We start from the raw sequence: 13,218 nt of genomic DNA on the forward strand, positions 1-13,218 counted from the left end.
GGAACAAAACCTGCACCGGTCAGAAATGTCAAGTTGTTGCTGACCGGTGCAGGTTTTTCATTTTTAGACGCTTGTTTGAAAACTAGAATTTTCCAAGCGAGATACCATTGGACTACCCCTCAACCCTATTCCGGTTTCGCAAAAGTCTCAATCACGTGATAGGCCGCCCGGATGCCGTCGCAGGCTGCGGAGGTAATTCCGCCCGCATAGCCTGCGCCTTCACCGGCCGGATAGATTCCGCGGATTTCACTCTGCCCGCCTTCATCCCGGAGGATTCGAACTGGGGAAGAGCTTCGGGTTTCCACACTCTTGATTTTAGCGTCCGGCAAATCATAGCCCTTAATCTTGCGGGCAAAATGAGGTACCGCTTCCCGCAGTCCTTCCACCGCAAAATCCGGAAGGGATTCCGTGACAAAGCGGCTGTTTCCCGTGCCGGTCAAAAACTCCTCCATGGTGCACTCCGGTGCCCGGAAAATCTCTCCGTGTTCTTCCAGCCCTTTCTCATACGCCAGCCGCTCGTATTTCTCCTGGAAACGAACGCCCGCCAGCACATCGTCGGACTTAAAATCCGATGTGCGCACATCGCAGAGAATACCGCTGTTGGCGGTGCCGCTGTCCCGCTTGCTGTTGCTCATTCCGTTCACACAAAGTTCCTTTTCCCGGGTGGAACAGACGATGACTTCGCCGCCGGGGCACATGCAAAAGGAATAGACCCCTCTGCCGTTGGAGGCGCGGTAGGATACTTTGTAGTCCGCCGGGGGAAGTCGCCGCTCCTCTCCGTACTGGGCCCGGTCAATCAGGGCCTGCGGGTGTTCCATTCGAACTCCGATGGAGAGCGGCTTCTGCTCCATCGGCAGTTTTTTCTCGTAAATCATTTCGAAGGTATCCCGGGCGCTGTGACCGATTGCCAGAATCAGCGCATCGGTCACAAACTCTTCCCGGTTTCCTTCATCGTTCACCAGCACCGCGCCGGTAAGCCGGCCCCCTTCTGTCTGAAGGGACTCCAGCCGAGTTCCGAACCGCACTTCGCCGCCCAGAGAAAGAATTTTGTGGCGAATATTTACAATCACTTCCCGAAGCACATCGGTGCCGATATGAGGGCGGTGTTCGTACAGAATTGCCGGGTTGGCGCCGGCCTCCGCAAAGACCTCCAGCACTTCCCGAATGTGCCCGTTCTTAATTCCGCTGGTGAGCTTTCCGTCCGAAAAAGTCCCGGCGCCCCCTTCTCCGAACAGCACGTTGGATTCCGGATTCAGCAATCCCTTCTGCCGAAAGGCTTCCACATCCGCCACCCGTTCCTCCATGGCCTGTCCTCGCTCAATAACCACCGGCCGGTATCCCTTCTCCGCTAATTTCAATGCGGCAAAAATCCCGCAGGGCCCGAAGCCCACGATCAACGGCCGTCCCTGTAGCTTTTTGGTTCCGGATACCGGTTCTGCCGGTCGTTCCTCCCCCACTTCCTGAAGGTTTTTGTTCTTACGCCGAACGGGTTTTCGGGTAAAAAAATCCACCGTATAGACCAGACGGATGTCCGACTTGTTCCGGGCATCGATAGACTCCCGACGGATGTCGTATTTCTGAATCACATCCGAAGAAATTCCCAGCATCTTCCCGATTCGCCCCGGGATTCGGTCCTTGGGTTCTCCGATGGCTAATTTTATCTGGTTCACTCTATAATGATACATTCTCTATATCCCCTTCTATTTTCCATTTATCCTGCACTTTCCCCCGGCATCCCTTCCGGCGGCGCTGCCGGTCAGCCAAGCGTGATTCAAATTGTATCCGCCGCACGGGCCGTCATAATCTTGCAGTTCCCCGGCGATGTACAACCCCGGGCAGAGCTTGGACTCTCCGGTTTTTTCATCCAATTCCGAAAGTACCACGCCGCCGGATGTGCACTGCGCTTCCTTCCATCCCCGGACCCCGGTGGGTTGAAACGCCAGCCCATGCACCTGAGCACAGATGGTACGGCATTCCGCTTCCGTCAGTTCCCCAATGGTCTTAGCCGTGTCGATTTCGGATCTCGCCAAGACGTAGGCGGCCAACTTTTCCTTCAAAACAGAGGTAAGGAGCCATCCCACGTTCAGCTCCGGCGTGCGCGCTTTCCGATCCGCGATGTAATCCATCAAATTCCGTTCCGGGCACAGGTCGACTTCGATTCGAAAATCATCGATGCCCCTTCCCGGCTTGAACCGCATGTACCGGGTCATGTTGAAGACACAGATTCCGGAAATCCCGAAGGACGTGAACTGAATCTCTCCCGACTCTTCAAAAACCTTCTTCCAGTCTTCTCCCCGGTGCTCTTTCAGCGTGACCGTTCCTTTAGCACGGGTTCCCCCAATTAAATTGCAGCCGTCTCCCTTGCACTCCACCGGCGTGAGGATGGGAACCGGTGCCGTCACCGTATGTCCCAAATTCCGCATCATTTTGTATCCGTCCCCTGTGGTTCCGTAATGCGGGCCGGCTTTTCCGCCGACCGCTGCGATGACCTTGGATGCGGTGATGCGTTTCGTGGAGTCGGCAGTTTCCACCGTCAGGAGAAAATCGGACGTTTCCGGACGCGGCGAAATTTCTTTTATGACGGTGTCGGTCCAAAGGGACACGCCCCGGGTCTTCACCTCCATTGCCAGGAGGTCCGCCACGTCCCCGGCGGATTCGGAGTAGGGGTACATGAGGCCGGAATCCAGCGTCCGAACCGCAATGCCCCATTTCTCCAGAAGCTGCACCGCCTGCCGGCTGTCCTTCGCTTTTTCGTTGGAAATATTGCATCGTCCGTTGCCCGTGGCGCGGATTTTCCGCCCCGGCCGGTCGTTCTTCTCCACTACCAGGATTCGAGCCGCCGGATTCACCTCCGCCGCCTCCAGAGCCGCTGCCATACCGGACGCGCCGGCACCGATAATGCAAATGTCAAATGATTTTTTCATAGTATCGTCCGTTTCTACTTCAAAAGGCGCAAGCCCCATGGGTGACTCACGCCTTTCGTTTTCATTCGCGCTTCCCGTAAAAACAGGATTCACCGATGCTGTTTTTACCGGCAATGCCGCATTCTATTTGTAAGCTTCTGCCGCCTTCTTCAGCACCTCTGCCCGGTCCGTGTCCTCCCAGCGAACGCCCAGCTTGGTCCGGCCGAAGTGTCCGTAAGCCGCCAGCTGTCTGTATTGCGGGCGCAAGAGATCCAGTGTCTTTATGATGGCACCCGGTCTCATGTCGAAATGCTCGCGAACGATCTTCACGATGTCCTCGTCGGAGATGATTCCGGTTCCGTAGGTATTCGCGTAGACGGATACCGGCTCCGCTACGCCGATGGCGTATGCCAGCTCGATTTCCACCTTGCGCGCCAGTCCGGCTGCCACGATGTTCTTTGCAATGTAACGAGCCATGTACGCACCGCTGCGGTCCACCTTCGTCGGGTCCTTTCCGGAGAACGCACCGCCGCCGTGGCTGGCATATCCGCCGTATGTATCCACGATGATTTTACGGCCGGTAAGACCGGAGTCGCCCTTCGGTCCGCCGATAACAAAGCGTCCGGTCGGATTCACGAAGTACTTGGTATCCTCGTCGATGTATTCCATCGGCAGAACCGGTTTTACCACGTACTCAATCATATCCTTCCGGATCTGCTCCAGGGATACGTCCGGGTCGTGCTGTGTGGAAATAACCACGGTGTCAATTCGAACCACGCGGTCGTCATCATATTCTACGGTAACCTGGGTCTTTCCGTCCGGACGGAGGTAGCTCAGAGTTCCGTCTTTCCGAACCTTTGCCAGCTGCAGCGCCAACATATGAGCCAGTGCAATCGGCATCGGCATCAGTTCTTCGGTTTCGTCGCAGGCAAAACCGAACATCATGCCCTGGTCTCCGGCGCCGGTAAGAGCGTCCTCATCACTGCTCTTTCCTTCTTTCACTTCCAATGCCTCGTCTACACCCTGTGCGATGTCCGGGGACTGCTCTTCAATCGCAACAAGAACGGCACAAGTGTTTCCATCGAAGCATACATCGCTGCAGTCGTAACCGATATCGGTAACCACCTTCCGAACAATGCCTTCTACATCGGCGGTGCAGGTGGTGGAAATCTCACCGAATACCATTACGAAACCGGTCTTTACCACGGTCTCGCATGCAACGTGTGCCCGAGGGTCTTCTTTCAGAATAGCATCCAGGATGGCATCGGAAATCTGGTCGCAGACTTTATCCGGATGTCCTTCGGTAACGGATTCAGAGGTAAAAAGCTTTTTCATCACAATCTCCTTTGTATCTCCTGAATATTTGTCATGGGTCCAAATATCCGTATGTTCAGTAATAATGGATAAAAAAAACGCTCTCCAAACAAAGAGAGCTTCCACTCTCCTTATCTTCCAGATTCCGCCGGTTCTCCGGGGAACTGTGGGATTTGGCACCTTCGACTGTTATTGCCGAGGTTGCCGCGAGTTCATCGGGCCCATTCCCTACCTCGCTCGTAATAAGGATTAGTCTATGGTCATTATAATCATTTATGCCGGTATGTCAAGGGAATTCCCCCTGCTTTTTATTGATACTTTCTTTGAGAATAGTGTATAATAGCATAATATGCAAAATGATATAAGAAAGGGTTTAAAAAGCCAATGAATGAACTATATGCGGTGGAAGGAAAACAATCCTTCCTCTACAATCATTTCAAAGACTGCAAATGGGACAGCTGTGTGGCCACAGACACCCGCCTTATGGGCGTTATCGCCATGAAAATTACCTGGAAATCCGGACGCAGCAAAATTTACCAGATTCTGCATCTGGATTTTTCCGAATACGGCATCGACGATTACCTGGAATACTTCACCGACCCGACCATGGCGGAGGTGAGCATGCTCCACAGTCGGTACGAGTGTCAGGAACAGTGGAAGCGAGTCTCCGAAAGTCTGGGAGGCAGAGAAATCTCCATCTCCCTTGGAGCGGCCGTTCGACTGATTGAAATGGTCATCGAAACCAATAAGGGATACTTCCACTACCACGATGTGGACATTCAGGAGTTCCGTAGGGATACGCTAAAAAGAATTCGCCTCATGCTGGAGGCAGCCAAAGAAGATTCGGAATACGAAGAGTGGACACCAGAAGAGGCCACCCGAGCAGTCTGCCTCAAAAACGTCTCCATGTATGAAACCATCAACTACTTCGTCATGCGGATGTGCGATAAAGATTACATCGGCGCTTCGGTGCTCTCCACGATGACACCGGAAATGCTTCAGAGCATTCCGAAATGGCAGTACCGAATGATGACCTTGATTCACAACCGAACAACAAAGGGAAAGGCGCCCGGAGAATTCTTCTGCACCTCTCAAATGGAAGCCGATGACGGATACTTCTACGCACGCTTGATTCTCCGGCTGGACATGACGAAGGGAAAGCGGATGGCGTTGGTATCTTCGATGGAATGTACCTATTTCAATCGTTTCTCGGAAATCGAGATGGCAATGCAGATGCGGCGTCCGGAATACGTTTCCGCGTACAAGATTGTCAAAGATCCGGAGCACTTCGACCTGGACCGCTCCATGATGGCATCGGATTCACAGATTTCCCCGGTTCCCAACGGGATTCTCTATCTTCTGTACAACAACGACAATACCCACGTGGACACGTCAAACTATTACATGAACAACGACGTATACGGTGCATATCTGATTACCCGTGCCGACGAACTGGTCATCATGAGCTCGGAAGTGATGAAAATTTCTTCCATGGAAATGGATCTCGCAGCGACCTTCATTTCCGGAAATCTGGAACTCACCGGAAGGTACAAATTCGACTCTCAGGTGTTCCAGACATTCTGCGAAATGCCTGGAGCCACCTTTGAGGATATTCTCCGGTAAACACTTATCAACACTTTGTAAAGTGCTTGATTTCAAGGGATACGATTTTTTCCACAGGATTCGGAAAAATTGTATACAATTTATTGCACATTGGCATGTTGGAAACTTTATATATTTTTATTTCCTTGTATTTCAAATGTTTCACATGTTTCACACTATTTCTAATGAAAAGTTTTCCACAATTTAGACGATATTAATCCGTTATTTTCTTCTCTCCACAGAAGAAAACGGATGCAGGAGGTTATTATGACAACAGAAAAATATTATCAGCACGACGTCGACTGCCACGAGCTGAACGGCCGAATTGAAGCTATTCAAAATGACGGCAAAAGCACCCGGATTATCATGGACCGAACCGTTTTCTTCCCTACGGGCGGAGGTCAGCCTTGCGACACAGGTACAATTGTGACCCCGGACGGCACATCCGTTTCCGTCGTCGATGTTCAGGAAGATAAGGAAAGCGGAATTATTTCTCACACCATCGAGATTGACCCCTCCGAGACTGATGCCCTGCAGGTCGGCATGACCGTCACCCAGAAACTGAACGAAGACCGCCGCCGCGTAAATACCCAGCGCCATACCGGCGAGCATATTCTCACCGGTGCGTTCATTCAGCTCTTCGGCGGAGCCAACAAAGGATTCCACATGGGCGGAGAATACGTTACCATCGATATGGACTACGACGGAAAGAAGCTGACGGAAGAGCAGGTTCGGGCCGCAGAAAAACTGGCCAACGAAGTAATCTGGGCAAACCTTCCGGTGACCGTATCCACCTTCCCGAACCGGGAAGAAGCTTCTGTCATGCCAACCCGGAAACCGGTCACCCAAGACGGTGAAATTACCATCGTCACCATCGGCGATTTGGAATCCCCGCACGACTGCGTCGCTTGCTGCGGCACCCACTTTCACCGCACCGGTGAAGTGGGACTGATCCGGATTCACAAATTCGAACCCAATAAGGGAATGAACCGCATCTATTTCGAATGCGGCGACCGAGCATTGGAAAGCATGCAGTCCGACGATACACTTCTCCGCTCCGTTCAGGAACGCTTCTCCGCCGGCAGCCACGACCTGCTTCAGAAGATGGATATTCGGGATGAAAAAGAAGCCGAGCTCCGTCAAGACTGCACCGGCCTTCGCCAGTACTACCGGGATCGGGAGATGGCGCGAATCACCTCCCTGCTCCATCGGGACACGCCGGACTTCTATCAAGATTCTTTTACTCTGGTATCCCCGGACGACCTGCTAAAGCTCGGTTTTGCCATCATGGAAGATGAGGCCGCACCGGCCCTCATGGCGCTGGTACACCGGCCCAGCCATACCGTCCTGCTCTTCTCCGACGGAAGCCGAAACTGCGGCGCCCTGGTAAAAGAACATGCGAAATCCTTAGGCGGCCGAGGCGGCGGCAGACCGGATCAGGCCCGGGCGCTGATGCCGAACGAAGATGCTGTGGAGAAATTCATCGAATCGTTAAAGGAATAACGCCAAAGCTCTTATGAATTCATTCCAATTGTGGTATAATAATTCTAACTAAAGGATAGGAGGTCATCGCTATGACACAGAATAAAATCATCGTAACCATCGGTCGCCAGTTCGGTAGCGGCGGACACGAAGTGGGCCGCAGACTGGCGTCGGAACTGGGTATTTCATTCTACGATCACGAATTTGTAGATATGGCCGTGAAGAAAACCGGTTTTCACGCAGACTACGTGAAGGATAATGAAGAGAAAGCTCCGGATTTCGTTTCCGGCGCCATGTTCTCCGGAATGGAAATGTATCAGCCATCTCCATACGACCGCATTCAGGCCGAGGAGTACAAGCTAATTCGAGATATCGCCTCTAAAGAAAGCTGTGTCATCGTGGGCCGAGCTGCGGACTACATCCTCAGCGATCAGTCCCATGTCAGCATCTTCCTGTTCGCACCGATGGAGGATCGGGTAAAGCGTAAAATGGCCCTGCTAAAGCCGGAAGATGCGGCGAAGATGACTCCGTCATCCATGGAAAAAATCGTAAAACAGATGGACAAACAGCGGAAGAGATACTACGAATACTACACAGATATGAAGTGGGGTGCTCGAGATTCCTACGACCTTCTGATCAACACCAGCCAGTCCGGCATTGACGGTGCGGTAAAGATTATCCGCACCTACATCGATGAATGCCGCGGCGAAAGCATCATGCCGAATTAATTGAAGTAAAGTTTGGACATATAATTAAGCAGGAGACTAACCACTAGATGTTAGTCTCCTGCTCATTTTTTTCAATTCTAAGCATACGATATCCAATACCAATATGAGTCTGTATGTAATGCACCCCATTTTTCTCAGGTTCCAGTTTTTTTCGAAGCGTTGCCATAAAAACCCGAAGTGAGGCAACATCGTTTTCCGAACACCGCCCCCAAATCTGCTGGGTAATATACGTATGCGTCAGGACCTTTCCCACATTACGGGACAGGAGGCAGAGCAGTTTATATTCAATGGGGGTCAAATGCAGTCCTTCTCCCTTCAGATATGTGCAGCCGGCCGTATAATCTATTTCTAATTCACCATTTTCAAAAACCGAAGTCTCTACCTGTTCCCCCGCCTGTGTTATGGCAAGCCTTCTTTGTGTGACACGGATACGTGCAAGTAATTCCTCCACAGAGAATGGTTTTGTAATATAATCATCAGCGCCTGCATCCAGAGCCTCTATTTTGTCCGTATCCTCACTTCTGGCGCTGATTACAATAATCGGCATGTTGGACCAGGTACGTACTTTCTTTATTACCTCCACTCCTTCCATATCCGGAAGGCCGAGATCCAGCAGAACAATATCCGGATTGTGGGAGGAAGCCTCCAAAATAGCCGAAGATCCGTTTTCTGCCGCAAGGTACTTATAGTCATGTGTTTTTAATGCAGTGACAATCAGGCTTCGTATGGGTCTGTCATCCTCCACCACAAGAATTACTGTCTTATTCATTTAATGTCACCTCGCTTAATGGTAAAGTAAAAGTAAAATTGCATCCATGCGGATTACGGTCCGTCAGAATCAGTGTTCCGTCATGTGCTTCTATAATAGAGAGGCAAAGTGCCAAACCAAGTCCCAGACTCCGATGGCTATCCGCCACCGTTGTTTTCCCTGTATAAAACATCTCAAAAATATGCGGCTTCATTTCTTTCGGAATTCCGGGGCCGTTATCTTCCACGCTTATCTGCGCTTTCCCACCGGATTTCTTTGCCCGAATACTGATTACAGAACCCGGCGGAGTATACTTTATGGCATTATCTATTAAATTCACTAGAACCTGTATAATAAGGCGGACGTCCATACATGCAAGAACCAGCTCTTCACAATCTACCACAATTTTATAATCATCATGTTTCCTGCTGATATGCCGAAGTGCCTCTGCAATCACCTCATCCAAAAGCTGATCTGTGAACTTAAATTTCAGTCTTCCATCATTCAGCCTGGTAATGGAAAGCAGGTTCTCCACAACTCCGATTAGCCATACTGAATCATCATAGATATCAGTATAAATCTGATTCTTTGTAACTCCATCCAGGCGGTCGCTATTGTTAAGAAGCATATCTGCATTGCCGGAAATGGAGCAGAGGGGAGTCCGAAGATCATGAGAGATTGCCCGAAGAAGATCTGCACGGAGCTGCTCATTTTTGGCCAAAACTGCATTTTTCTCTTTTTCAATAGCATTTCGTGCATTCTCCATGGCAAGCGCACACTCATTTATCACAGAAAGCAGGATACTGTATTCAAAAGAATCCTGCTTTTCCTTTTGCATCGGTATCCCAATTACGCCATAAACATTATTCCCGCTTCGGATTGCAAGATATAAACATTTGGCCTGGGGAAAATGTTGTGTGGATGCACCGGCACGCCGCCTGTTTTCATAGACCCATCGAGCCACATTCTGCTCTTCTTGTGTTAAAAAATCTTCAGTATCTTCTTTTTCCCCGGGGAAAAGTTTCCCCTCTGATAAAGTTCCATCTTTCACAATATATGCTGTAATACTGCGGTTTAATAAACGAATCAGCTGTGTACAGGTAACTCCAAGAATCTCCGTTTCTCCTTTTTCCCTTTGCAGTAGGCAGTCTGTGTCAAACAGAACTTGTGTACGAAAGGCAAGCTGTGCGGAAAGTTTTGCATGTGCTTTCAGCTTTGCTGCAAGTGTTCCGGTAAGCACGGACGAAATAAGCATGATAAGAAATGTTACCGGATATCCTACCGCATACGTCTGAAAAGACATTCTCGGCTCTGTGAGAAAAAAACAAAATAAGAACACGCTTAAAAATGATCCGGCTATGCTGCAAAGATATCCATCTGTCACAATTGAAGTAAGTAAAACCCCAAAAATGTATATAGTTACGATATTTATATCCGCAAAATTCAGCTTTTGGAATAACAAACCGATTAAAGTGCATACTGCAAATATAAAAGCTGTCAGGAAATAGTCTTTTGCAGATGGTTTCTCCGTAGCTCCTGTAACGGACCGTTTCGAATAGGTTTTATTTTTTTCCGCATCCTGAATAAGATGGATATCAATGTCCGATACAATTTTAATTAACTTTTCCGTCAGAGTGGATTTGCTGAAAAAGTGATTTCGTCCGGCATTGCTTTGTCCGATAACAATCATTGTAACATGAGAAAGTCTGGCATACTCCGCAATCTGCATGGGCACGTTTTCCCCATGGGTCATTACGATTTCTGCCCCTAGATTTTCCGCATACCGGATATGTTCTTCCAGCTTTTCCTTATCCATGGCTTCTGCTTTTGTACCGGCCTGCACATACAGAGCTGTAAAACGAGCCTGCAGCGCATTAGCCATCTTTGCCGCGGCAGCTATTATTTTTAAGTTCGAGGGTGCTGCAGACAGACAGACAAGGATATGGTCGTCCGCCTTTTGAGTATCATCTTCCATTTTCTGATTCATCTTGACTATCCCCTTTTTCTGCTGTTTGGAAATTATATCATGCGACTGTGTTATGGTCAAAATGCGGTCTGCCTCTTTGTATTGACTTTTACACTCAGGAACCTCTTTGTTCGTCACTCCGGCAGTTTAATTATATACGGACGCACTTCTGAAGTGCCTTGTATTCTCCCAGTACCAGCAATTTGTCCGTCTCTGTAAAAGTTGTATCCGTGGAAATTGCAGCATTGAATGTTCTTTCACCCTTTACCGCCAGGATATTAATGTTGTAACGTTTCCTTATATCCAGCTCACCTATTGTCTTTCCAACCCATCTTGCCGGTACTTCTACCTCAAAGATTGCATGAGATGCATCCACCTCCATATAGTCAAGGATATGGTCATCCGTGTACCGGATAGCGGCCCATTTTGCAACCTGTTTTTCGGGATAGACCACTTTGTCGGCACCATTGCGTAAAAGAAATTCTTCCTGGACACCACGCTCCGCCCTGGAGATTATCAGTTTTGCTCCCAACTTTTTTAGAAGTAACGTTGTTTCAAGGGAATTCTGGAAACTTCCCCCAATGGTCACAAAACAGATATCATAGTTGCCAATCCCAAGGGATTGTAAAAATTCTGCATTCGTGCTGTCACCGATCTGTGCATTGGTCACAAATGGCAGCACTTTGTTCACCCTTTCTTCATTCCAGTCAACCGCCATAATTTCATGTCCCATTTGGCTTAACTGCACAGCAATATTTTTTCCAAACCTTCCAAGTCCAACAAGCAATACGTTCTTCATAATTCTTTCTCCTTCTTATCCAACTATAATCTTCTCCATAGGCAGCTTTGCATTCCAATTGTTTCCTCCGGAAAACACCGCATAAATTAATGTTAGACCGCCCACACGTCCCAAATACATCAATATAATCAGCACAGTTTGTGAAAAAACATGAAGCCTCGGGGTAAGCCCCAGGGTCAGCCCTACCGTGTCTACAGCAGAAGCCGCTTCATACAGACAATCCAGAAGCGGAAAACCTTCATATACACTGATTGCGATTCCGCCACAAAAAAACAGGATAAAATAAAGCATCGCTATCGTTGCTGCATTTTTTATCACATTATATTCCAATCTTCGTCCAAAAGCCCCTGCATTTTCCTGACTTCGAAATGTGGCAATTGCATTTAAAATAAGCACCGCAAAGGTTGTCGTTTTCATTCCACCGGCTGTAGAACCCGGCGAACCACCGACCAGCATCAACAGAATCATAACCGTTTGTGACGCCGCACTCATATCTGAAATATTTATCGTATTAAATCCTGCGGTTCTTGTCGTTACCGATTGGAACAACGCAGCTAACAAGCGTTTCCCTGCGGATAAATCATTCAAATCACAGACGAAGAAAAAAATGGTAGGAAATAGAATCAGACCTGCAGAAGTTATCAGAATAATCTTGCTTTGCATACGGTAACGTTGAAAGTTCAGTTTATTCGTATAAATATCATCCCAGGTGAGGAAACCAATTCCCCCTACAATAATCAACAGCATAATTACAACATTTACAAGGACATTTCCGGAATACCCGATTAAGGAAGGAAATGGATCGTCGGCCGTTCCCAGAATATCAAACCCGGCATTACAAAAAGCAGAGATTGAATGAAAGACTGCCATCCAGATTCCTTTTCCACCATATTCCGGTAAAAAAACCGGCAGTAACAACAGCGCCCCTGCCGCTTCCATCAGAAATGTCCCCTTTATAATAAATCTCGTTAATCTGACAATTCCGCCAACTTTAGGCGCTGATATCGCATCCTGCATGGTGCTTCTTTTCATAAGAGATATTCTTTCTCCGGAAAGAAGGGAAAAAGATGCTGCCACTGTTATCACGCCGAGCCCACCAATTTGTATAAGTGCAAGAATAATCGTCTGTCCTGCCATGGACCAGTAGCTTCCGGTATCCTTCAGCACAAGACCTGTCACACATACTGCCGAAGTGGCTGTAAAAAGGGCCTCATGAAATGGAGTTGGTACTTTATCCAAAGTGGAACATGGAAGCATCAGCAAAACGGTTCCCAAAAGTATCACTCCTGCAAACCCCAGAATTATTAACTGAAATGATGTTAGATGCTTTTTCTTATATGTTTTTTTTGGCATAAACGATCAGAACTCCTTATTATTGATTCTAAAATAATGCTGCCTTTGAATTGTTTTTATTATATACAGTTGCTTTCAAAGATGGTATAAGAGTCTCTGTTTCTGTATTAAGATTCTATAAAGGTTCAATCTAAAATAAGGAATTATTCCCGGAAAAAGCCACTATCTTGGCACACATGAAGGTAACCGGTAAACCACCCGTGCCTTCCCTGAATCCTTGAAAAACCGTAAAATACCATATACGGGTTTTCAAGGATTTTTAGTATGGGAGGAAATAAATGAACGAAATGGTCAAAATTCAGCATCAGCAATGGGCACGGGAC

At 48.5% G+C, this 13,218-nt stretch carries 10 protein-coding genes and 1 riboswitch; of the genes, 3 read left to right on the top strand and 7 right to left on the bottom strand.

All coding sequences use genetic code 11. The features are described from left to right. Window positions 1-125: 125 nt before the first annotated feature. From PUE40_RS03335 to metK, 3 genes are all read right to left on the bottom strand, one after another. Window positions 126-1,685 (bottom strand): NAD(P)/FAD-dependent oxidoreductase, encoded by a 1,560-nt coding sequence (locus PUE40_RS03335; protein WP_277671899.1) that lies wholly within the window; start codon window positions 1,683-1,685, stop codon window positions 126-128. Window positions 1,686-1,700: 15 nt separating this feature from the next. Then, window positions 1,701-2,924 (bottom strand): aminoacetone oxidase family FAD-binding enzyme, encoded by a 1,224-nt coding sequence (locus tag PUE40_RS03340; protein WP_277671900.1) that lies wholly within the window; start codon window positions 2,922-2,924, stop codon window positions 1,701-1,703. A gap of 123 nt (window positions 2,925-3,047) precedes the next feature. Continuing rightward, complete coding sequence (gene metK, locus PUE40_RS03345; RefSeq protein ID WP_277671901.1) at window positions 3,048-4,241, bottom strand: methionine adenosyltransferase; 1,194 nt, start codon at window positions 4,239-4,241, stop codon at window positions 3,048-3,050. A 104-nt stretch (window positions 4,242-4,345) separates the two neighbouring features. After that, window positions 4,346-4,466: riboswitch (SAM riboswitch) on the bottom strand. A 135-nt stretch (window positions 4,467-4,601) separates the two neighbouring features. Between metK and PUE40_RS03350 the strand changes: the two genes are divergently transcribed. From PUE40_RS03350 to PUE40_RS03360, 3 genes are all read left to right on the top strand, one after another. Continuing rightward, window positions 4,602-5,840, top strand: coding sequence for a hypothetical protein (locus PUE40_RS03350; RefSeq protein ID WP_154554170.1), 1,239 nt, complete (start codon window positions 4,602-4,604; stop codon window positions 5,838-5,840). Between the two features lie 246 nt (window positions 5,841-6,086). Beyond that, window positions 6,087-7,322: an alanyl-tRNA editing protein gene (locus tag PUE40_RS03355; RefSeq protein ID WP_277671902.1), complete on the top strand. Its 1,236-nt coding sequence runs from the start codon at window positions 6,087-6,089 to the stop codon at window positions 7,320-7,322. Between the two features lie 71 nt (window positions 7,323-7,393). Then, on the top strand, window positions 7,394-8,029 hold the full coding sequence (locus PUE40_RS03360; RefSeq protein WP_154554172.1) for a cytidylate kinase-like family protein: 636 nt from the start codon (window positions 7,394-7,396) through the stop codon (window positions 8,027-8,029). Between the two features lie 43 nt (window positions 8,030-8,072). Here PUE40_RS03360 and PUE40_RS03365 read toward each other — a convergent pair whose 3' ends face one another. The 4 genes from PUE40_RS03365 to PUE40_RS03380 form a co-directional block, all read right to left on the bottom strand. Continuing rightward, window positions 8,073-8,798 (bottom strand): response regulator, encoded by a 726-nt coding sequence (locus PUE40_RS03365; protein ID WP_277671904.1) that lies wholly within the window; start codon window positions 8,796-8,798, stop codon window positions 8,073-8,075. Further along, complete coding sequence (locus tag PUE40_RS03370) at window positions 8,791-10,764, bottom strand: ATP-binding protein (RefSeq protein WP_277671905.1); 1,974 nt, start codon at window positions 10,762-10,764, stop codon at window positions 8,791-8,793. Before PUE40_RS03370 ends, PUE40_RS03365 begins: the two co-directional genes overlap by 8 nt. 130 nt (window positions 10,765-10,894) lie before the next feature. Beyond that, window positions 10,895-11,542, bottom strand: coding sequence for a potassium channel family protein (locus PUE40_RS03375; protein WP_154554175.1), 648 nt, complete (start codon window positions 11,540-11,542; stop codon window positions 10,895-10,897). Between the two features lie 15 nt (window positions 11,543-11,557). Continuing rightward, window positions 11,558-12,895: a TrkH family potassium uptake protein gene (locus tag PUE40_RS03380; protein ID WP_277671906.1), complete on the bottom strand. Its 1,338-nt coding sequence runs from the start codon at window positions 12,893-12,895 to the stop codon at window positions 11,558-11,560. Between the last annotated feature and the right edge of the window lie 323 nt (window positions 12,896-13,218).

The organism is Mogibacterium kristiansenii (assembly GCF_029224645.1).
Lineage (GTDB): Bacteria > Bacillota > Clostridia > Peptostreptococcales > Anaerovoracaceae > Mogibacterium_A > Mogibacterium_A kristiansenii.